Below are 20,542 nucleotides of genomic sequence, written 5' to 3' on the forward strand. Positions count from 1 at the left end.
GCGGCATTCAGCCAGCCTAGGCTGACTGGTTGTAGTTGGGCGCTTCCTTGGTGATCTGCACGTCGTGCACATGGCTTTCGCGGATACCGGCGGAAGTGATCTGAACAAACTCAGCCTTATTGCCCATTTCTTCAATGGACTTGCAGCCACAATATCCCATGGATGCACGCAAACCACCAGCCATCTGATAAACGATCTGGACCACAGACCCTTTGTAGGGTACGCGGCCTTCGATGCCTTCGGGCACCAGTTTATCGGCGTCCGGGCTGTTGGCGCTGGATTCCTGGAAGTAGCGGTCTGCGCTGCCGGCCTTCATGGCACCAATGGAACCCATGCCGCGGTAGCTCTTGTAGCTGCGGCCCTGGAACAGTACCACTTCGCCGGGGGCTTCTTCAGTACCTGCAAAGATACCGCCCATCATGACGGTAGAGGCACCAGCCGCAATGGCCTTGGCAATATCGCCTGAGTAGCGCACGCCACCGTCTGCAACCAATGGCACGCCAGTGCCTTGCAGGGCTTTGGCCACGTTGGAGATGGCGGTGATTTGCGGTACGCCAACTCCGGCAACCACACGGGTGGTACAGATGGAGCCAGGACCAATCCCGACTTTGACACCATCGGCACCAGCATCAACCAGTGCCAAAGCGGCGTCACCTGTGGCGATGTTGCCGCCAATGACCTGTACCTGGGGATAGTTCTTTTTTACCCATTTGACACGGTCCAGCACGCCTTTGCTGTGCCCGTGTGCGGTATCAACCACCAGCACGTCCACACCGGCAGTAACCAGCGCTTCCACACGTTCTTCAGTGCCGGCGGCTACACCAACGGCAGCCCCCACACGCAGCTTGCCATGGCTATCGCGGGCAGCTTGCGGGAATGAGGTCTGTTTGGTGATGTCTTTTACGGTAATGACGCCTTTAAGTTCAAATTTGTCATTTACGACCAGCAGCCGCTCGAGCCGGTGCTTGTTGAGCATGGCCTTGGCGTCTTGCAGCGAGGTGCCTTCCGGGACGGTAATGAGCTTTTCCCTGGGGGTCATAATCTGGCTGACGGGCAGGTCATAGCGGTTTTCGAACCGCAGGTCACGCCCGGTGACAATGCCGACCACTTTGCCGTTTTCGCAGACGGGAAAACCGGATATATTGGTTTCGTCAGACAGCTCCATCACTTGCCGCACTGTATGCTGTGGCGTAATGGTGACAGGGTCGGTCAGAACACCTGACTCATAACGTTTGACTTTGGCAACCTCTCTGGCCTGTTCCTGGGCTGTGAGGTTTTTATGGATAATCCCGATGCCGCCTTCCTGTGCCATGGCAATGGCCAGACGGGCTTCAGTGACCGTGTCCATGGCTGCAGAAACCAGTGGCAGGTTCAGTTGAATTTGGCGGGTGAGCTGGGTGGTGAGGACCGTGTCTTTGGGAAGAACTTCAGAATATGCTGGTACCAACAATACATCATCGAAGGTAAGCGCTAAACCTTGGAGGCGCATGTAACTAGCTCCTGTGCAAAATAAGATTATAGCGAAAAATTGTATTATTTTGTACTGTCTGTGATTATCTGTCGAGCACCTGGGAATGTCATTGGGGCTTGGGGTATAAGCGTTTTCGCTCTAAAACAAGACATAATGGTATATTCTCTCTAAAATGGCGTCATTGGTGAACAAGATAAAACAGGGGGCTTTTGATATGTTCAGTAGCAGTAAATCACGCACAAACCACCGCGTATGGGCTTCGCTTATTGGTGCTGTGGCGCTGTCGTTCAGTGCTGCAACATTTGCGCAGTGGAAATGGATTGATTCCAATGGTGTCACACAATATACCGATGCGCCACCACCGGCGTCTACTCCGGCCCAGAATATCCTGACCAGGCCTTCCAACGCTCCGAAGCCTTTGCCTGCTGCAACCACGCCACAGCCTGCTCAACCGGAAGTGGATGATCAAACGCGCCGTCTGGAAGAGCGTTTGCAGGAGCAAGAGCGCCAGAACGCTGAGCGCCAGGCTCTCATTGATCAGGCCAATGCCGCTGAGAAAGCTCGTGCCTGTGCTGCTGCCCGCCAATCGCTTGATACATTGTCCACTGGCATGCGCATCCGCGAGACCAATGAAAAGGGCGAATATGTGTATCTGGATGAAGCTCAGATTGCCGCCAAGCGCCAGGATGCCCAGAACAGGGTCAATGAATACTGCAATTAAGGGCATTACATTCATTGCATAATTAAATTCCTCTTGGAAACTGCAAAGGACTGCTCATGATAGATGTATACACCTGGCCTACGCCAAATGGACACAAGATTCATATCATGTTGGAAGAGTGTGGGTTGCCCTACAAGGTGCTCCCGGTAGATATCCGTAAAGATGAGCAGTTCAAACCGGATTTTTTGGCAATCAGCCCCAACAATAAAATTCCGGCCATTGTGGATCAGGATGGCCCGGATGGAAAGCCCATATCGGTGTTTGAATCGGGCGCCATTCTGATTTATCTGGCAGAAAAAACCGGCAAGTTCCTGCCGAAAGATGTTCGTGGACGTACTTCCGTGCTGGAATGGCTGATGTTTCAGATGGCCAGTGTCGGCCCGATGCTTGGGCAGGCTCACCATTTTCGGGTTTTTGCGCCGGAAAAAGTACCCTATGCCATCGAGCGTTACACGCAGGAGGCCAAGCGGCTTTATCGTGTCATGGATAAACGCCTGATGACATGCGCTTATATGGCCGGGGCGCAATACTCCATTGCCGATATTGCCATCTTTCCTTGGCTGCGCTCATGGGAAAAGCAGGGCGTTGACTGGAGCAAGTACCCGTATGTGAAAAACTGGTATGACACGATTGGCGCCCGCCCGGCAGTACAACGCGGTGTTCAGGTGCTTGCCAATTTGTAATTTTTGTTGCAGATGCCCCTGGTTTTTGGCTGAATACGGGTTTGATGCGTTTGTGAAAGCCCATGGATTTTCATATGAAATGACAACATCATGGCTGGCTCCGCTGTAATACCACCTTTGTATGCAGTCAGCAGCGGACTGCGGCCAATGACGTTTCCGCCTGTGGAACGGGCCTGGCCCCATGATTCTCCGGCCCCAGGGTTATTGGCCTGGGGTGGGGACTTAAGCCTGGAGCGCCTGAAGCTGGCATATGCGGAAGGCATTTTCCCCTGGTTTTCTGCAGAGGATCCGATTCTCTGGTGGTCTCCTGATCCGCGCATGGTGCTGTATCCAGGGCAATTCAAGCTTTCCCGCTCGCTGCGCAAAACATTGAGACGATTTTTGCATACAGAGGGATGTGAAATCCGCATGAACACTGCATTTCGCAAAGTGATGACGGCATGTGCAAGCGTTGAACGTCCGGGGCAGGATGGTACCTGGATTGTGCCCGATATCATTGATGCTTATACCCGTTTTCATGAGCATGGATATGCGCACAGTTTCGAAACCTGGATAAATGGCACATTGGCCGGCGGGCTCTACGGTGTGGCGCTGGGGGGGATGTTTTATGGAGAATCAATGTTTGCACACCAGACGGATGCTTCCAAACTGGCGTTATGCGGCCTGATTGCTTACGCCCGCTTCCATGGGATCAGACTGATTGACTGCCAGCAAAAAACGGCGCATTTGGCCTCTTTGGGGGGTGGGAGTATACCCAGGGCACAGTTTGTACAGGAGATGAAACAGGCACAGCAGCAACCCTGTGCGCCATGGGGTTCTGGTGTGTGCGATGGCGCAATCTGGCATACACTGTTGCCATGAGTTTTGCGCAAGAGCCACACCTGTTTCGGCTGCAGTTTTATACAACGGCGCCTTATCCGTGCAGTTATCTGGACAAGCAGATCGCCTGTTCCCAGGTGGCGGTTCCGGCACACCTGGTCAATACACCGGTCTATTCCCGGCTGATCCGGCAGGGGTTCAGACGCAGCGGTATGTTTGTTTACCGCCCACATTGCGAAAACTGTCAGGCATGTGTGTCATTGCGTATCCCTGTCACGCATTTTTGTCCCAGCCGCAGCCAGAGACGTACAATGCAAAAGCTTGGGCACCTGCAGGTCCGGACGCTGAATTTGCATTATTCCGAGGAACATTACAACCTGTACCAGCGTTACCAGCAAAAGCGCCATCCCGGTGGCGGAATGGATGAAGACAGTTGCGAGCAGTATCAGCAGTTTTTATTGCGCAGCCCTGTATCAAGCTACCTGATTGAATACAGGGAGCCGGCCGGGGATTCTGCCCAGTCTGGCATATTGCGCATGGTGTCCATCATTGATGTGCTGGACGATGGGTTGTCTGCGGTATATACGTTTTACGATCCTGATCAGCCGCAGGCGGGTTACGGCACTTATGGCGTTTTGTGGCAGATAGAGTATGCCAAGCGGTTGTCGCTCTCGCATGTGTATCTTGGGTATTGGATTCACGGCAGCCCCAAAATGGCATATAAAGTGAATTTTGAACCGTTTGAAGCCCTGAGTCTACAGGGCTGGCAGCGTTTTTGCCGTGAAACGCCCGGTAACAGTCAGGCAGAAGGTGTACATCGGTAGGTCACGGTACAATGCATACTGTCTGTGTTTGAAGTTCAAATTGTGACGGCTGATTTTTCCACTGCTCCTTCCAAGATTCTGGTTATCCGCTCATCAGCCATTGGTGATATCGTATTCGCCTCGCCATTTGCTGCTGCGTTGCGGCGTACCTATCCGCAGGCGCACATTGCCTGGCTGGTGGAGCCAGGGATCGATGAACTGCTGCGCGCCAACCCTCATATTGATGAATTGATTCTGTGGCCTAAAAAAGAGTGGCAGACCTTATGGAAGCAACGTCGCTATGGTACGTTGTTTAAAACGGTCCGTGCATTTGGCAAAATGCTGAAATCACACCGGTTCAACTGGGTGATTGATTTGCAGAGCCTGCTCAAAAGCGGTGTGCTGGCGTGGATGACCAGAGCACCGCGCCGCATTGGCCTGGGCTCCATTGAAGGCAGCCAGTACCTGATGACGGAAGTGATTCCTAAAGGCGGGGATATTGAGCGCATCAGTTCCGAATATCTGTATGCCGCCCAGCAACTGGGGCTGGATACAAAAGACTTTATTCCTGAACTTTATTTACCGCAGGCTGCGCAACAGCGTGCGCAGGAGCTGTTGCATGCATATGGGCTGGAACCAGGTAAATATGCGGTCATGGCACCTTTCACGACGCGTCCTCAAAAGCATTGGTTTGAAGATGCCTGGCAGGAGTTGATTATGCTGTTGAAACAGCAGCATGGTATTACATCCGTGATATTAGGAGGCCCGGATAACCAGGAGGCTGCGGAGCGCCTGATCAGTCAGACACCAGGCACTATCAGCCTGGCCGGAAAAACCAGCATCACAGAAACTGCCGCGCTGGTACAGTCGGCAGGCCTGCTGGTGGGGGTGGATACCGGCGTAACGCATATGGCCATTGCTTTTAATACACCGGCAGTGATTCTGTTTGGTTCCACACGCCCTTACCGCAACACCTGCCGCGACAATGCGCACGTCATCTGGCTGGGGCTGTCATGCTCTCCCTGTAAACGCAGGCCTACATGCAATGGCGCCTACACCTGCATGCGGGATATTTCTGCTGAAATGGTGCTGTGGGAAGTTGAACAGGTTATCCGTCATACACCGTTATGGAATGAACATGAAAATTCTCCACGTTGAAGCAGGGCGTTTTTTATACGGCGGCGCTAGGCAGGTGCTCTACATCATGGAAGGGCTTCAGCAGTTGGGTATCAGCAATGTACTGGCATGTCCGCCAGGCTCTGATATAGCGCAGGCGGCGCGACATGTGGCGCAAGTGCATGAGATTTCGATGAAGGGTGATGTGGATATTGGTTTGGTTCGGCGTTTAAAAAACGTGATCAGGCAAACGCATCCGGATTTAGTGCATTTGCACAGCCGCCGAGGTGCTGATCTGTGGGGAGGCGTTGCGGCACTCAAAATGCAGGTACCCAGTGTGTTATCCCGCCGGGTGGACAACCCTGAAAACGCGTGGTGGGCGCAGTGTAAATACCGGCTTTATGACCATGTGATTGCTATTTCGGAAGGCATACGGCAGGTGCTGCTTTCTGAGGGTATAGAAGCTGAGCATGTCACCTGCGTACGTAGCGCAGTTGATGCTGCACCTTACCTGCATGCAGTGGAGCGGGATGCTTTTGCCAAAGAGTTCGACATTCCACAGGATTCATTGGTGATTGGCGTGGTAGCGCAGTTGATTGAACGCAAGGGACACCGCTATCTGCTTGAAGCCATGCCTGCCATTTTGGCGCGTTTTCCAAATGTTCAGGTGCTGTTTTTTGGCAAAGGGCCGCTTCATGATGAGTTGTTGCAGTTAATTGAGCAGCAGGGGTTGACTGCACAGGTGCACCTGGCGGGTTTTCGAACCGATTTGCCGCAGTGGCTGGGAGGGCTGGACTTGCTGGTGCATCCGGCAGATATGGAAGGCCTGGGTGTTTCCCTGTTGCAGGCCGCCGCCGCCGCGGTACCGGTGATTGCCAGCGCAGCAGGAGGGTTGCCGGAAGCCGTCGCCGACAAGAAAACCGGTATTTTAATACCTCCGGGAGATATTCCTGCATTGACTGCGGCTATTATTGAATTACTTGCCAACCCGGCGCTCAGGCATCAATACGGGCAGGCCGGCCGGGCCAGGGTATTGGCCGAGTTTTCAGTCAGTGCCATGGTTCAGGGAAATTTGAATGTTTACCGACAGATCCTGAACCGTGGCTGAGCAGTCATGGTGTGAAAAGTGAAAGTACGCCCAAAATTGTTTAATCGGCGGGATTTTCCTGCGGCTCGTCTTCTGCTTGCTGTGGAGCAGGAGCTGTCCGTTCGTAAATAACGAAGCGGTATTTCAGTCCGTTGGCTGACTTGAGTTCGTCAGAAGAAGAGGTCTCCTGCCATTGATCCGGTGCGAGTTCAGGCGCGTAAGCGTCACCTTCGTACGTTTCGTCAATTTCTGTCACAAACACGCGGCTTGCCAAGGGTAGCGACAGTTCATAAATCTGTGCGCCCCCTATGACCCAGACGTCATGCGCTTCGGGCACCAGTGTCAGCGCATCTTCAATGCTGGCAGCGCGCAATGCGCCCTCAGCTTCCCATTGTTCATAACGTGTCACGATGATATTGGTGCGGCCAGGTAAAGGACGGAATTTTGCCGGTAGAGATTCCCAGGTTTTGCGCCCCATGATGACAGGCGCTCCTGTGGTGCATTCTCTGAAATGAGCCATATCCTCCGGGAGGTGCCAGGGCAGGGCGTTGTCACGTCCGATGACGCCATTGCGTGAACAGGCATAAATGAGGTTGATGCGTGGTTCAGACATGGAGGTATTCCTTTCAATGGGCAACACAGTGTATTTTCAAGGGATTATCTGTGTTGCATATCAGGCGATGCTATTGTGCGAATCAATCGTTGAGGGAGTTATGTACATAGCCAGTCCCTTTTGCAAATTTTCACATACATACACATAGCCCGAAGCGCCAATGCCAATTCAGTGTACAAAAAAATGACAGGTCAGAATTGCTGACAGCGGATGTTCATTCTATCTGATTCAATGGGCTTCTTCTTGTCTTGGAACGGTTTGCGTGTCCGGTCAGAGATAAAAAGTTAAACTTTATTTGAATTCAATAACTTAAAGCCTGAAATCATTGCTGCACTGCCCATACTTTTCTGCGCTGCTTACCGTAGCAAAATGAAGGTTATTGACCGATGGGCACATGCTCGCAGGTTTGAAAACTGCGACAAAAAGTTTATTTGACGGCGGGCAAACAAAAAGCCTGCGAATGCAGGCTTAAAGTGAAACGAAAAACCAGCTCCTGTGTTTGGAAGCTGGTAGGCGCGATTGGATTCGAACCAACGACCCCCACCATGTCAAGGTGATGCTCTAACCAACTGAGCTACGCGCCTATATTTCCGTAAAGAAAAGCATTATATGCGATATTTTTTCTTTCGTGCAAGTGTCTTTCGCGATGCGACGGGCAAATTCTCTTTAATGCGCGCGAGTTCTTTACGCCAGCGCTGATGTGGTCAAAGCCTAGCGCCGGTTGGCAGACCTGACCCCGGATACCGCTGAAACCTGGTTGAGCGCGCGTTTCAAACGCTCTGTATCAGCCACTTCAACGGTGAATGTCATCCATGCGCTGTCACCGTGCAGGCGATGCCGCAGCGACTGGGTGTTCACACCAATGACGTTGATGTGCTCTTTACTGAGCACCTCCGATATATCGCGCAGCAAACCTTGCCGGTCAACTGCCCAGACTTCAATATCCACTGGATACACAGGTAAATGCCCATTTTCTGAGGCCTGCGGCGCTTCCCATTGAACTTCAATCACGCGTTCAGGTTCCCGTTGTTCGAGCTCTTTGATGTTGGTGCAGTCAGACCGGTGTATCGAGACGCCTTTTCCACGGGTCACATACCCCACAATGGCGTCAGGCGGGGCCGGCTTGCAGCATTTGGCCAATTGGGTCAGCAGGGAATCCATCCCGACGACCAGAACGCCCCCTTTATGAGAGGATGCCGGCTGGGGTTTGCGCGAAGCGGATAACAGGGCTTCCTGCGGTGATTCCTGTACTGCAGGTTTAAAAATCTGCTCAATATTGCGCAGTGAATACTCATCTTTGCCAATGACTTCAAACAGGCTGTCGGCATTTTTAAAACCGAGTTTGGCGGCCAGATCGTCCAGCTTGAGTGCAGTTTTTCCTTCGCGTTGCAGCAGTTTTTCAACCTGCTCGCGGCCACGGGCAATGGTTTGCTGAGTTACCTGGGCATTAAACCAGGCACGCACTTTGGCTTTGGCGCGCGGGCTGGCCAGATAATGCTCATCCGAGTTAAGCCAGTCGCGTGAGGGGCCGCCTTCCTTTGCCGATACAATTTCAACCGTCTGCCCGTTTTGCAACGGTGTATCCAGCGGTACCATCATGCCATCGACCTTGGCACCCCGGCATTTGTGCCCCAGGTCGGTGTGTACTGCATAGGCAAAGTCCAGCGGTGTTGACCCTTGGGGCAATTCAATGAATGTTGCCATGGGGGTGAGCACATAGATGCGGTCATCAAAAAGGGATGCACCTTCTTCAGTCGCATGGTGGGACAAATCTCTTTCCCAGGCCAGCAACTGGCGCAGCATGGCAATGCGCGCATCATAGTCCGAGTTGGCCACCACACCCGAATAACCCTTGGAGCCAGCCTCCTTGTAAGCCCAATGGGCTGCAACGCCATTTTCAGCGCGGTCGTGCATATCCTGGGTACGGATTTGAATTTCAAGGCATTTGCCACGCCCGGCTTCTGAAGTATCTTTGACCACAGTGTGCAATGACTGATAGCCGTTCACTTTGGGCTTGGCGATGTAGTCGTCAAATTCGGAAGGAATCTGCTCAAAATGGGCATTGATCCAGGCCAGTACGGTATAACAATCCTGGACGGACGGCACAATGATTCTGAATGCCCGCAGATCATAGACCTGGTCAAAATCCAGCGATTTTCCATGCATCTTTTTCCAGATGCTGTAAATATGCTTGGGACGTCCGGTGACTTTGGCGTCGATTCCCAGTTCCTTCAAACTGTCAATCAGATATTTTTCAACATGGGTGATGTAGTTTTCCCGCTCAATGCGGGGCTCATCCAGCAGTTTGGCAATTTGCTGGTATGTCTCAGGCTGAATGAAGCGGAAAGCCAGGTCCTCCAGCTCCCATTTGATTTGCCAGATGCCCAGCCGGCTGGCCAGCGGGGCAAACACATTCAGTGTTTCTTCGGCCATGCTCTTGGGCAGCTCAACGCGATGAGTGGCGCAGTAGCGCATTGTCTGCAGGCGTGAAGCCAGCCGCAGCATAACACCACGCAGGTCTCGCGAAAAAGCCAGCAGCATTTTGCGTGCGCGCTCGGTCTGCGCCATGGCGTCATTGTCATTCACAACGGCGTTCTGACGTGCCGAATGCTGAACCTGAATCAGGCGGTGTGTGTCAATGACCAGGTTGGCCATTGAAGAACCGAAAGCTTTTTCAATCACCTCTTTCGGGCGTTGAATATGCTCTATGGCATATACCAGGTAAGCGGCGGTTTGCAGCGACTCGCTGCCGTCCAGTTCTTTGAGTATCTGCACCACGGCATCGGCATGGGCCAGCGTATCTTCACCGGTCGACAGGGCAAACCCGTTGATCAGCGGCTCGACAAAGGCACGTGCGCGTGCGACATCGGGCCTGTCAACGGCATCTGCAAGTGTTTCACGTACATTTTCACCATCTTTCAGTTGAATGAGAGAGACAGCATCACTCGAAATGGTATTTGTCTTCATTTGTCTTGTATATCAACCTACTCACAGATTATGTAGATTTCTTTTAGCCTGACTATATCCCATAACCACTTATGGTGACTTGTTTGCTATCAAAGTTTTTAAAAGGAGCATGGTTCAACAGGTTTGTGCATAGCAAAAATATGCTTATGATTTCAAACGATAAAACATTTTTTACCTTTTCCAACAGCCTTGCACAGGAATCACCATGCATTGCAAAACGCATTTTGCCAAAATGGTGATTTCTGCATCCAAACCAATGTTGCATGAAAGGGTTTCCAGGTGTTATGGAACAGGAGCAATTTCTGTTTCACAGGAAATAAGGCATTTACCTGCCGCGCATGAACAGGTTATCCAATTCGCGCACGCTGATCTGGCGCCACGTCGGGCGGCCATGGTTGCATTGATCAGAACGTTCGGTTTCCTCCATTTGCCGCAGCAGGGCATTCATTTCTTCCAGAGTCAATTGCCGGTTGGCCCTGACGGAGCCATGGCAAGCCATGGTTGAGAGCACATCATTATGAAGCTGTTCCATGACATGTGTTGTATCGTGCTGTACCAGTTCGGCCAGTACGCTGCGTGCCAGCTCAACCGGGTCAGAAACTTTGAGTACGGCGGGAACACTGCGGATGGCCAGGACTTTTTCAGACAAAACAGAGATCTCAAGCCCCAGTGTTTGCAGTGTGGCATGGTGCATTTCAACTGCGGCTATTTCCAGGGCAGTCGCGGAAAATGTCGCAGGAATCAACAAGGGCTGCGATTCGATCAGGCGTGAAGCCAGTTGCATTTTCAGCTTCTCATAGGTAATACGCTCGTGTGCTGCGTGCATATCAACAATGACCAGGCCCTCATCATTTTCGGCCAGTATATAAATACCTGCCAGTTGAGCCAGCGCTTTGCCTAAAGGCCATACCTGGGGAGAAGCGGGCGCCGCAAAAGTGTCCTGCGGATTTTCTGAAAAGGCGCTTTTCGGTGCCATAGGTGCCGTTTCAGCAGGGGCCTGCCATAGCGCTTTCATCTCTTCTACACGCAGCGGGTTCCCCAGACCCAGCCCGCCTTGCCTGGGAGGTGTATGCAGAGCAGGCCAGGAACCTGATGGTTTGGGCGATGGATGTTGCGGGGCTGGGTAAGCAGTCCCTGGTACCGTGGTTTTTTCGGCACTCAGCGTGGCAGGCGCATCATGACGGTGCTCGGCCAATGCATTTTGCAGCGTTTTCACAATGGCTTGGTGCACGCTGCCTGAATCACGGAAACGGACTTCAATTTTGGTCGGGTGCACGTTCACATCGACCAGCGCCGGATCAATTTCAATGAACAGGACGTAAACCGGTTGTTTATGTCCATGCAGCACATCGGCATAGGCGGTACGCACCGCGTGTGAAATCAGCTTGTCGCGCACATACCGGCCATTGACATAACAGAACTGCATGTCTGCCCGTGTACGCGCTGCATCCGGTAAGCCAATGCGGCCGCTGATGCGCATCGGGCCGATGGTTTCTCCTGCATCATCACTATGGCCAATGCTTCGGCTGCCGGAAATAAACTCTTCTCCCAGTACATCGCGGATACGCTGTTGCTGGGCATCGGCAAAAAGCTGGCCTGGTGTGGCCCGCCATTGCTGTGCCAGTTTACCGTTATGCCATACAGTAAAACTCACGTCAGGCCTGGCCAGCGCATGGCGCCGTACAGCTTCAATGCAGTGCGCCAGCTCTGTCGTTTCACTTTTTAAAAATTTACGCCGCGCCGGGGTGTTGAAAAACACTTCATGAACTTCAATGCTTGTACCAGTGGAGCGCGCAGCCGGAGATAGTTCGCCAGAACGGGCATCAAGCCGCATGGCGTGGTCTTGCAGTTCCGGGCGGCTGGTGATGGTCACCGATGCCACGGATGCAATCGCTGCCAGTGCCTCACCCCGAAATCCCATGGTATTGACGTGCTCAAGGTCATTCAGGCTGCGAATTTTACTGGTTGCATGGCGCTGCAATGCCAGCGGAAGCTCGCTGGCGATGATTCCGATACCATCATCTTCCAGCACAATCTGCCGGATACCTCCAGCAGTCAGGCGCAAAGTGATCTGGCTCGCGCCTGCATCCAGTGCATTGTCAATCAACTCACGTACCACGGAAGCAGGGCGTTCCACAACTTCGCCAGCAGCAATCTGGCTGATCAGTTCATCTGGAAGTTCCTGAATGAGTAAACGTTGAGCAGTAGTCATGGACGGATGAATTTATGAGAAAAATGTGTATTATCAATATGTTGCGGTTCTGTGACAGCACACTAAATGATGCAAGCGAGCGATTTTGGCAAATATATCGGCACCGTTGACATTATAAGTTTTTGAGAAAAGGGTGTTGTTTCAAGGCGTATCTGGGTTGAATTCGGGTTGATAAAACAGCCGCTTGGCAGGCATTGCAGGGTATAAATTGCAATGCTGCCTGAAGTGCACCGTGAATAGCATGCTTGGGTTAAAATACCTGCTTGTGTTTCAAATTACTGACCAGCCTGCCTGTTGAGAAAAGGTATCAAACAAATAATAAACGGCAAATAGACGGCAGCGCATCTTTGACAAAACTATTTTTATTTAAGACACCAAGTGCGATTTACTGATTTTGATTTTAAACGTTTTTTAAAGGCAGTTGCCCCGCACCAGATCGGGTTGTGGGCAGCATTTGCATGTTCCATTGTTTCTGCGGCGATTGAAACCAGTATCCCGGCCTTGCTGCGGCCCTTACTGGATAACGCAGTGCCCAGCGAGGGCGATCTGGTCACCCGCTTAGCGTGGTGGGTGGTGCCGCTGGTGATTGTGGCGCTGTTTTCTTTGCGCGCGTTCACCAACTACACATCCACGTATGTGATGACCTGGTCCATTTCGCGCATTGTGCTGGACATTCGCAATGCGCTTTTCAGACGTATTGTGTATGCCGACCCGAAGGTGTTTGAAGAGCAGCCGGCCAGTAAACTGATTAATACGGTATCGCTTGAAACGCAGAACGCTGTTGGCGCTCTGGTAGGTTCGGTACAGACGTTTGTCAAGGAAGGGCTGACGTTGCTGGGGCTGCTGTGTTACCTATTCTGGTCCAACTGGAAGCTGACGCTGATTGTTTTCATTGTGCTGCCTGCGGTTGCGGTTGCCGTGAAGTTTACCCGTAAAAAACTGGATCAGATTGTGCTTTCATCCCAAAAAGGGATGGATGACATGACGTATACGGTAGAGGAAAATGTGCTGGCCTATCGGATTGTGCGGCTTTACGGCGTTCAGGATAACCAGAGTGAACGTTTTTTGGCAGACAATAAATACCTGCGCCGGATGTTGATGAAAATGACCTCGGTCGGCAGTCTGCTGACGCCGGTAACCCAGGTCATTGCATCAATTGCCATTGCGATTATCGTAACCATTGCATTGGCTCAGACCAGTGGCGGGCAGTTGTCTTTGGGCGGGTTTGCTGCCTATATTGCCACCATGCTGTTGACGGTACCCAGGGCCAAGGCACTCAGCGACGTCTACCCGGGTATTCAGCGCGGTATCATGGCAATGAACCGTATTTACAAATTGCTGGATGAGCCACTGGAAAAAGATGATGGAACGTACACCGCAGAGCGTACGCCCGGTGCCATCGAGTTCCGCTATCTGACCAAACAATATCCATCTTCTGACCGTCCTGCGCTGGATCGGGTCTCTTTTTCCGTTGCTGCCGGTGAAACTGTGGCGCTGGTCGGGCATTCCGGCTCTGGGAAAACGACACTTGTTAACATGTTGCCGCGTTTTATTGAACCAACTTCCGGTGATATCCTGCTGGACGGCGTACCTTTGCCTGAATGGAAACTGGCTTCGCTGAGAAACCAGATGGCCATGGTGAGCCAGGATGTTGTGCTGTTTAACAACAGCATTGCCGCTAATATCGCTTTGGGGGTGGAAGAAAAAGACATCGACCGTGAACGCGTGCGTAAAGCATTATCGATGGCGCACTTGCTGAAGTTTGTTGAATCTCTGCCCAATGGCATGGATACCGTGACCGGGCATAACGGATATACACTCTCAGGCGGCCAGCGCCAGCGCCTTGCCATTGCACGTGCGCTTTATCGCGATGCGCCTATTCTGATTCTGGATGAAGCCACTTCTGCACTGGACGCTGAGTCTGAACGGCTGGTGCAACTGGCGCTAGACTCGCTGACACATGAACGTACCACGCTGATCGTGGCACACCGGCTTTCAACCATTCGCAATGCCAACCGCATTGTGGTACTGGATGAGGGCAAGGTCATTGAGATTGGCTCTTATCAGGAGTTGATGGAGCGTGATGGGGCATTTGCCCGCCTGGTTGAAGCCCAATCGGCCATGCAAAATAATACGGACCCTGGGGCTGCCCCTGCTGAAGTGGTGCTGTAACCCAGCGCTTAGAACGGCGTTAGGCTTTTGTGCGCAGGCTACTGGGTGTTACTGGGTATCAGAATGTTTGATGGGAACCGGTGTTTTTCTCAGAACCGCGCTGGCAATGGCAACCATGACACAGCCAGCGGCAATGATGTCTGCAACATGGGGTGTTTCGTTGACCAGCAAAGCAGCCGAAAACGTGCCCACCAGCGGAACAGCCATAATTGAAAATGCACTGGCAGATGGTGGCAGCGAGCTGGCCAGGTTAAACCAGATCAATTGTGCGGCACCAAAGTTGATGAACATGCTGTAAAACAGGGCTGCCCACATCGGGATGCTGAAATGCCAGGATGGTGCGGGTTCCAGCATGGATGCAATCACCCAGAAAATGACAGAACCAATGCCCAACATCCAGACAGTAGTGGCCTGAATCGGAATCTGGGGTTTGATGCGCCCGAACAGCAGCGTGCCTACAGCCCAGCAGACCGCCCCCAGTTGCATCCAGAAAATACCGATAGGTCGCCCAGTCATGTGTGTTAGTTCGTTGTAGGACAGCAATCCTACAGCAGCGCTGGCTGCAACAATGCTGATCCATATACGGGCATTCAGGCGCTGCCCCATCAGCAAGGCGCCCAGCAGTGCCGTCCAGATCGGCATGGTAAAGCCTAAAATAGCGGCCCGACCAGATGCGAGCTCTCCCACCCCCAGGATGGAAAACATGTGCCAGCCAACCACATTGGGCAGCGCCAGCCAGACAATTTTAAAAAAATCCTGCCAGGTGATTTTTAAAGAAATGTGCTGAAACTGGAGCCATAACAGCAGAAACAGGCATCCGCCCGTCATGGTCAGTGCCCGGAAATGCAACGGCGTCAGTTCGCGCAAAGAGAACTTCATGACCGGCCAGTTGACCCCCCACATCAAGGTCAGCAAAATCAGCAGGATGATCTGGCGACGGGTCAGCAACATATCAGCAGGCGTTTGAAGACAAAGCCGTCAGGCTTTTTGGTTAAACAGCAACCGGGGCTTTGATTGCCGGATGGCACTGGTAATCCAGCACTTCAAAATCCTCAAATTCGTAGTCGAAAATGGAATCCGGGCGGCGCTTGATATGCAGTGTCGGGTAAGGGTAGGGTGTGCGTGCCAGTTGTGTCTGAACCTGTTCAAAGTGGTTGTTATAAAGATGACAATCACCACCGGTCCAGATAAAGTCACCAACATCCAGATCGCATTGCTGGGCCAGCATATGGGTGAGCAGTGCATAGCTGGCAATGTTGAACGGAACACCCAGGAAAATATCGGCACTGCGCTGATACAACTGGCAACTGAGCTGCCCGTTGGCCACGTAAAACTGGAACATCGCATGGCAAGGCATTAAAGCCATTTTCGAGAGTTCACTGACGTTCCAGGCGCTGACCAGAATCCGGCGTGAATCCGGGTTGGTTTTGATCTGCTTCACCACTTCGGCGATCTGGTCAATATGGCCCCCATCCGGCGTTGGCCAACTGCGCCACTGTACTCCATATACAGGGCCCAGGTCGCCGTCCGGGCGTGCCCATTCATTCCAGATGGTTACGCCACGCTCTTGCAGCCAGCGGGCATTGGAGTCGCCACGCAAAAACCACAGCAATTCATAAATAATGGATTTCAGGTGCACTTTTTTGGTCGTAACCAGAGGAAAGCCTTCTTTGAGGTTGAACCGCATCTGGTGGGCAAAAATGCTGCGTGTGCCTGTTCCGGTACGATCCTGCTTGGATACGCCATTTTCAAATACATGGCGCATAAAATCTTCATATTGGGAACGAACGGGACGCTGCTGATTCATGGCGGATTCCAAAGTAAACAATCTGAAAACACAAAGTGGTAATCATAACGTGATATGCATAGGCATGCACGAATGTGGTCGGCCATTTCAGGTGCTTATTTGATGATAGACAAAGGGCCAGCCGATCAGGAACGGGCTGATGGCGGATTTTGTACCAGATAGGCTTTGATGGCCCGCATCATGGCTTGTGCCAGTTGCTTTTGATAGGCTGCGCTACGCAAAAGCTTCTCTTCTTCCGGGTTGGAGATAAATGCCGTTTCCACCAATATGCTTGGGATATCCGGGGCCTTAAGCACGGCAAACCCGGCTTGTTCAACGGTGTTTTTATGCATATGGGCAAAACTGGATAGCTCTTTAACGACCAGTTTACCGAGTTTCAGGCTGTCTTTGATCTGTGCTGCCGTACTCATGGACAGCAGAATGCCTGCCGTCTGCCTGTCCCGGGCTCTAACCCCCACACCGCCAATCAGGTCAGACTGGTTTTGTGTGTTGGCCAGCCAACTGGCTGTTGTACTCGAAGCGCCACGCTCGCTGAGCGCAAATACAGATGCGCCTTTGGCACTGCGGTTCGTGAACGCATCGGCATGAATGGATATGAACAGATCGGCCTTGACACTGCGCGCTTTTTGCACGCGCTCTGCCAGAGGAACAAAAAAATCGGAGTCCCGTGTCATAAAGGCACGCATATCGGCCTGCGCATTGATCTGGTCACGCAGCAGCTTGCCAATGGACAGAACCACATCCTTTTCCCGCGTACCGGATGGCCCGACGGCACCAGGATCTTCTCCACCATGCCCAGGGTCCAGCGCAATGATGTATAAGCGGCCAGAGCGAACGGGCGCTGTCGTTGTTGCCGATGGTTGAGAGGCAGGTGGCGCTGCTTCACCAGGAATTTTAGAAGGCGTGGGGCGGCGATTCGATGCCGTGGTGGAGGGCACCGGGGTATCAGAAGCGGTTGCTGCGGGTGCCGGCAGGCTGGAAGAGCCTGGATTTTGCTGCTGCGCCAGCCAGTCGCCTAAAATATCAGCCTCAGAGTGGTTGCCTTGATTCAATGCACTTGTGCGTTCAGAGGAAATCTCGCTGATCAGTTGATTCAGCGGGTCTGGTGCGTCTACAGGGGTAAAGTCAAAAACCAGCCGGTCTTTGTATTCGGCAAATGGATTGAGGGTGAATACATTTGGGGAAATGCGCTGCTTCAGGTCAAAAACAATGCGAACCACATCCGGCTGATACTGGCCTACCCGAATGGCGCTGACATAAGGATCAGACTCCTGCACCAGGGCAGAGAGTTCCTTGACCTGCTCATTGAGCTGCATGCCTTCAATGTCGACCACGAACCGCTCCGGGTCCGACAGCATATGGTGCTTGGTGGTCAACGGCACATCGGATTCGATGGTGACGCGGGTATAGTCATTGGAAGGCCACATCCGCACGGCCAACAGGCTCGCGCCCCGGGCCAGGTGGGGCAAACCCAGCAGCAAGGCCAAAGAACCGGTTTGTACAAGAAGTGTGCGGCGTTTCATCGTAAATTATTGTCTATGTATTTCTGGTTTGTTGCAGATTTTGCATCCAGTTTTGCAGGATGGACTGCCCCAAAGCTGTCATTGTATGCAGTTGTACCAGGCGTTGCTGTTGCAGCGGGTCTGATGTGATGAACAGTTTCAAATCAGGAGTAGGCAATAAGCCTTCTGCCTGCTCAGGCCACTCCACCAGCTTCAGCCCCTGGGTTGCAAAAATATCACGAAAACCTGCATCTTCCCATTCCAGAGGGTCATTGAACCGGTAAAAATCAAAATGCCATACAGGAAAAGCTGCTGTTTCATAAGACTCTGCAATGGCATAAGTCGGGCTTTTGATGTGTCCTGTAACTCCCAGAGCCTGCAGCAGGTAGCGTACAAAGGTGGTTTTTCCAGCCCCCAGTCCCCCATGCAGTTCAATCAGTGCCTGACCAATAGATGCGACTTGTGCCAAAGCCTGGGCTGCATGCTGAGTCGCCTGCTGGTTGGCCCATGTCATCTGGACAGGAGGAGCGGAAAAAGTAGGTGCATTCACAAAACTGGCCTTAAATGATGTTTGATGAAGGGCGCTTCTTTCAAACAACATCGTCACTCTTAACTTTAATAATATCTCTTAACTGATTGTTTAATATGAGTATATTATACTATTTTAATAAAATATGCAGCGCTTCAGCCAGGCAGGCAGCGATTCATATCCATCAGGAGTGTGGTTTTGTTGCATTTCTGCCAGTGCGCCGAGCATGTGGAGGGTGAGGGGAATATTATATTTTGCGGATGATTTTTTTGAACTCATCCACATTTTCAAAGCTGTGGTACACCGAAGCAAAACGCACATAGGCCACTTTGTCGAGCTTGGCGAGCTCATTCATCACATATTCGCCAATCGTTCCGCTGGGCACTTCTTTCAGGCCGCTGGTCAGTAGCTGCTGTTCAACGTGGCGGATTGCCTGATCCACCTGTTCTGCGCTGACAGGGCGTTTTCTTAAGGCCAAAGTGAAGGAGGAATGCAGTTTTTCTGGGTTGAACTCGACCCGGTTGCCATTTTTTTTGACCACCATCGGCATGCTGACTTCTGCATGCTCATAAGTGGTAAAGCGCTGATCACATTTGGTACAGCGCCGTCTGCGCCGCACCGCTGCGCCATCATCTGAAACACGTGTTTCGACAACTTGTGTATCCGGGTTATGGCAGAACGGGCAGCGCATAGGGTTTCCAGATGAAAAATCAGTTTCGGTAAACCGGGAAACGTTTGGTCAATTCAACCACCTGTTCCCGAACTTTGGCAATATTGGCTTCGTCATGCGGATTGTCCAGCACATCGGCCACCAGGTTGGCAACCTGCACCGCCTCTGCTGAACCAAATCCCCGTGTGGTCATTGCCGGGCTGCCTAAACGGATACCGCTTGTGACAAAAGGTTTTTCCGGGTCGTTGGGGATTGCATTTTTGTTGCAGGTGATATGGGCCTGTTCCAGAATACGCTCGGCATCCTTGCCGGTAATCTTTTTGGCCCTCAGGTCCACCAGCATCACATGGCTTTCTGTACGGCCCGAAACAATGCGCAGGCCACGTTTGACCAGAGTTTCAGCCATCAGGGCAGCGTTTTGAACAACCTGTTGCTGGTAAGCCTTGAATTCCGGTTGTGCGGCTTCTTTGAAGGCGACGGCTTTACCGGCAATCACATGCATCAGCGGGCCACCCTGGAGGCCGGGGAATATGGCACTGTTAATGGCCTTGGCATGTTCTTCTTTACACAGAATCACACCACCACGGGGGCCGCGCAGGCTTTTATGGGTGGTGGTGGTGACAAAGTCGGCATGCGGTACCGGGTTAGGGTATACGCCAGCGGCAATCAGGCCGGCATAGTGCGCCATGTCCACCATGAAATAAGCGCCTACGGCTTTAGCTACTTTGGCAAAGCGTTCAAAATCAATCCGCAGCGCGAATGCAGAAGCGCCGGCAATGATCAGCTTGGGTTTATGCTGATGCGCCAGTTTTTCCATGGTTTCGTAATCAATGTCTTCCTGGGCATTCAGGCCGTAGCTGACAACATTGAACCATTTGCCGCTCATATTCAGCGCCATACCATGGGTCAGGTGGCCGCCTTCAGCCAGGCTCATCCCCATGATGGTGTCGCCGGGCTTGAGCATGGCGAAAAACACGCCCTGATTGGCTTGTGAGCCTGAGTTGGGCTGGACATTCGCATGATCGGCACCAAAAAGTGCCTTGACACGGTCGATTGCCAGTTGTTCCACAATATCAACGTATTCACAGCCGCCGTAATAACGTTTGCCGGGATAGCCTTCGGCATATTTGTTGGTGAGCTGTGTGCCTTGAGCCTGCATGACAGCAGGTGAGGTGTAGTTTTCCGAGGCGATCAGTTCAATATGGTCTTCCTGGCGCTTGTTTTCTTTTTCAATGGCACTCCAGATTTCGGGATCGACTTGGGCAATGGTCTTTGAGCGGTCAAACATGAATGATTCTCCGTTTTCATTAACATGAAGAGCCTGTCACCCATGCTCGGCGTGAGCACAGACCAATCTCTTGTGTTTTCAT

16 protein-coding genes, 1 tRNA gene and 1 pseudogene are annotated in these 20,542 nt (G+C 52.3%); 7 read left to right on the forward strand and 11 right to left on the reverse strand.

Annotated elements, in window-relative coordinates; all coding sequences use genetic code 11:
* Positions 1-16: 16 nt before the first annotated feature.
* On the reverse strand, positions 17-1,489 hold the full coding sequence (gene guaB, locus AACY98_RS08180; protein ID WP_126977626.1) for an IMP dehydrogenase: 1,473 nt from the start codon (positions 1,487-1,489) through the stop codon (positions 17-19).
* Positions 1,490-1,655: 166 nt separating this feature from the next.
* Here guaB and AACY98_RS08185 point away from each other — a divergent pair, with 166 nt between their 5' ends.
* The 6 genes and pseudogenes from AACY98_RS08185 to AACY98_RS08210 all read left to right on the forward strand — a co-directional run bounded on the left by AACY98_RS08185 (position 1,656) and on the right by AACY98_RS08210 (position 6,721).
* On the forward strand, positions 1,656-2,192 hold the full coding sequence (locus AACY98_RS08185) for a DUF4124 domain-containing protein (RefSeq protein ID WP_339803854.1): 537 nt from the start codon (positions 1,656-1,658) through the stop codon (positions 2,190-2,192).
* A gap of 56 nt (positions 2,193-2,248) precedes the next feature.
* A pseudogene (locus AACY98_RS08190) lies at positions 2,249-2,866 on the forward strand (glutathione S-transferase N-terminal domain-containing protein); the annotation flags it as partial.
* Between the two features lie 99 nt (positions 2,867-2,965).
* Positions 2,966-3,736, forward strand: a complete 771-nt coding sequence (gene aat, locus AACY98_RS08195; protein WP_339803857.1) for a leucyl/phenylalanyl-tRNA--protein transferase — start codon at positions 2,966-2,968, stop codon at positions 3,734-3,736.
* Complete coding sequence (locus AACY98_RS08200; protein ID WP_339803860.1) at positions 3,733-4,518, forward strand: arginyltransferase; 786 nt, start codon at positions 3,733-3,735, stop codon at positions 4,516-4,518. The genes aat and AACY98_RS08200 overlap by 4 nt, the downstream gene beginning before the upstream one ends.
* A gap of 24 nt (positions 4,519-4,542) precedes the next feature.
* Complete coding sequence (locus AACY98_RS08205) at positions 4,543-5,655, forward strand: glycosyltransferase family 9 protein (RefSeq protein WP_339803862.1); 1,113 nt, start codon at positions 4,543-4,545, stop codon at positions 5,653-5,655.
* Positions 5,636-6,721, forward strand: a complete 1,086-nt coding sequence (locus AACY98_RS08210) for a glycosyltransferase family 4 protein (RefSeq protein ID WP_339803865.1) — start codon at positions 5,636-5,638, stop codon at positions 6,719-6,721. Before AACY98_RS08205 ends, AACY98_RS08210 begins: the two co-directional genes overlap by 20 nt.
* A gap of 40 nt (positions 6,722-6,761) precedes the next feature.
* On the opposite strand, the gene AACY98_RS08215 is transcribed toward AACY98_RS08210, so the two are convergent.
* The 4 genes from AACY98_RS08215 to mutL all read right to left on the reverse strand — a co-directional run bounded on the left by AACY98_RS08215 (position 6,762) and on the right by mutL (position 12,492).
* A complete protein-coding gene (locus AACY98_RS08215; RefSeq protein WP_339803868.1) occupies positions 6,762-7,313 on the reverse strand; it encodes a dihydrofolate reductase in 552 nt (183 codons plus the stop codon).
* Between the two features lie 507 nt (positions 7,314-7,820).
* A tRNA-Val gene (locus tag AACY98_RS08220) sits at positions 7,821-7,897 on the reverse strand.
* Positions 7,898-8,024: 127 nt separating this feature from the next.
* Positions 8,025-10,280 carry a RelA/SpoT family protein gene (locus AACY98_RS08225; protein ID WP_339803871.1) on the reverse strand — a complete coding sequence of 752 codons (2,256 nt, stop codon included), beginning with the start codon at positions 10,278-10,280 and terminating at the stop codon, positions 8,025-8,027.
* A gap of 325 nt (positions 10,281-10,605) precedes the next feature.
* Entirely contained in the window at positions 10,606-12,492 is a 1,887-nt protein-coding gene (gene mutL, locus AACY98_RS08230; RefSeq protein ID WP_339803874.1) for a DNA mismatch repair endonuclease MutL, read from the reverse strand.
* Positions 12,493-12,870: 378 nt separating this feature from the next.
* Here mutL and msbA point away from each other — a divergent pair, with 378 nt between their 5' ends.
* Positions 12,871-14,664 carry a lipid A export permease/ATP-binding protein MsbA gene (msbA, locus tag AACY98_RS08235; RefSeq protein ID WP_339803877.1) on the forward strand — a complete coding sequence of 598 codons (1,794 nt, stop codon included), beginning with the start codon at positions 12,871-12,873 and terminating at the stop codon, positions 14,662-14,664.
* 48 nt (positions 14,665-14,712) lie between these two features.
* On the opposite strand, the gene AACY98_RS08240 is transcribed toward msbA, so the two are convergent.
* The 6 genes from AACY98_RS08240 to glyA all read right to left on the reverse strand — a co-directional run bounded on the left by AACY98_RS08240 (position 14,713) and on the right by glyA (position 20,460).
* Positions 14,713-15,615 (reverse strand): DMT family transporter, encoded by a 903-nt coding sequence (locus AACY98_RS08240; RefSeq protein ID WP_339803880.1) that lies wholly within the window; start codon positions 15,613-15,615, stop codon positions 14,713-14,715.
* 40 nt (positions 15,616-15,655) lie between these two features.
* Positions 15,656-16,471 carry a thymidylate synthase gene (locus tag AACY98_RS08245; RefSeq protein WP_339803883.1) on the reverse strand — a complete coding sequence of 272 codons (816 nt, stop codon included), beginning with the start codon at positions 16,469-16,471 and terminating at the stop codon, positions 15,656-15,658.
* A gap of 125 nt (positions 16,472-16,596) precedes the next feature.
* Positions 16,597-17,994, reverse strand: coding sequence for an N-acetylmuramoyl-L-alanine amidase (locus AACY98_RS08250; RefSeq protein WP_339803886.1), 1,398 nt, complete (start codon positions 17,992-17,994; stop codon positions 16,597-16,599).
* Between the two features lie 13 nt (positions 17,995-18,007).
* Positions 18,008-18,523 carry a tRNA (adenosine(37)-N6)-threonylcarbamoyltransferase complex ATPase subunit type 1 TsaE gene (gene tsaE, locus AACY98_RS08255; protein WP_423817550.1) on the reverse strand — a complete coding sequence of 172 codons (516 nt, stop codon included), beginning with the start codon at positions 18,521-18,523 and terminating at the stop codon, positions 18,008-18,010.
* 226 nt (positions 18,524-18,749) lie between these two features.
* Positions 18,750-19,193, reverse strand: a complete 444-nt coding sequence (nrdR, locus tag AACY98_RS08260) for a transcriptional regulator NrdR (RefSeq protein WP_126977650.1) — start codon at positions 19,191-19,193, stop codon at positions 18,750-18,752.
* 19 nt (positions 19,194-19,212) lie between these two features.
* Positions 19,213-20,460 (reverse strand): serine hydroxymethyltransferase, encoded by a 1,248-nt coding sequence (glyA, locus tag AACY98_RS08265; RefSeq protein WP_126977652.1) that lies wholly within the window; start codon positions 20,458-20,460, stop codon positions 19,213-19,215.
* Positions 20,461-20,542 lie beyond the last annotated feature (82 nt).

The organism is Saezia sanguinis, assembly GCF_963921665.1.
GTDB lineage: Bacteria > Pseudomonadota > Gammaproteobacteria > Burkholderiales > Burkholderiaceae_C > Saezia > Saezia sanguinis.

What these genes read in the sequence shown, in the direction of transcription:
- guaB (WP_126977626.1), bottom strand. Translation starts at nt 1,489, where the DNA reads ATGCGCCTCCAAGGTTTAGCGCTTACCTTCGATGATGTATTGTTGGTA.
- aat (WP_339803857.1), top strand. Translation starts at nt 2,966, where the DNA reads ATGGCTGGCTCCGCTGTAATACCACCTTTGTATGCAGTCAGCAGCGGA.
- AACY98_RS08200 (WP_339803860.1), top strand. Translation starts at nt 3,733, where the DNA reads ATGAGTTTTGCGCAAGAGCCACACCTGTTTCGGCTGCAGTTTTATACA.
- AACY98_RS08210 (WP_339803865.1), top strand. Translation starts at nt 5,636, where the DNA reads ATGAAAATTCTCCACGTTGAAGCAGGGCGTTTTTTATACGGCGGCGCT.
- AACY98_RS08215 (WP_339803868.1), bottom strand. Translation starts at nt 7,313, where the DNA reads ATGTCTGAACCACGCATCAACCTCATTTATGCCTGTTCACGCAATGGC.
- AACY98_RS08225 (WP_339803871.1), bottom strand. Translation starts at nt 10,280, where the DNA reads ATGAAGACAAATACCATTTCGAGTGATGCTGTCTCTCTCATTCAACTG.
- mutL (WP_339803874.1), bottom strand. Translation starts at nt 12,492, where the DNA reads ATGACTACTGCTCAACGTTTACTCATTCAGGAACTTCCAGATGAACTG.
- AACY98_RS08240 (WP_339803880.1), bottom strand. Translation starts at nt 15,615, where the DNA reads ATGTTGCTGACCCGTCGCCAGATCATCCTGCTGATTTTGCTGACCTTG.
- AACY98_RS08245 (WP_339803883.1), bottom strand. Translation starts at nt 16,471, where the DNA reads ATGAATCAGCAGCGTCCCGTTCGTTCCCAATATGAAGATTTTATGCGC.
- AACY98_RS08250 (WP_339803886.1), bottom strand. Translation starts at nt 17,994, where the DNA reads ATGAAACGCCGCACACTTCTTGTACAAACCGGTTCTTTGGCCTTGCTG.
- nrdR (WP_126977650.1), bottom strand. Translation starts at nt 19,193, where the DNA reads ATGCGCTGCCCGTTCTGCCATAACCCGGATACACAAGTTGTCGAAACA.
- glyA (WP_126977652.1), bottom strand. Translation starts at nt 20,460, where the DNA reads ATGTTTGACCGCTCAAAGACCATTGCCCAAGTCGATCCCGAAATCTGG.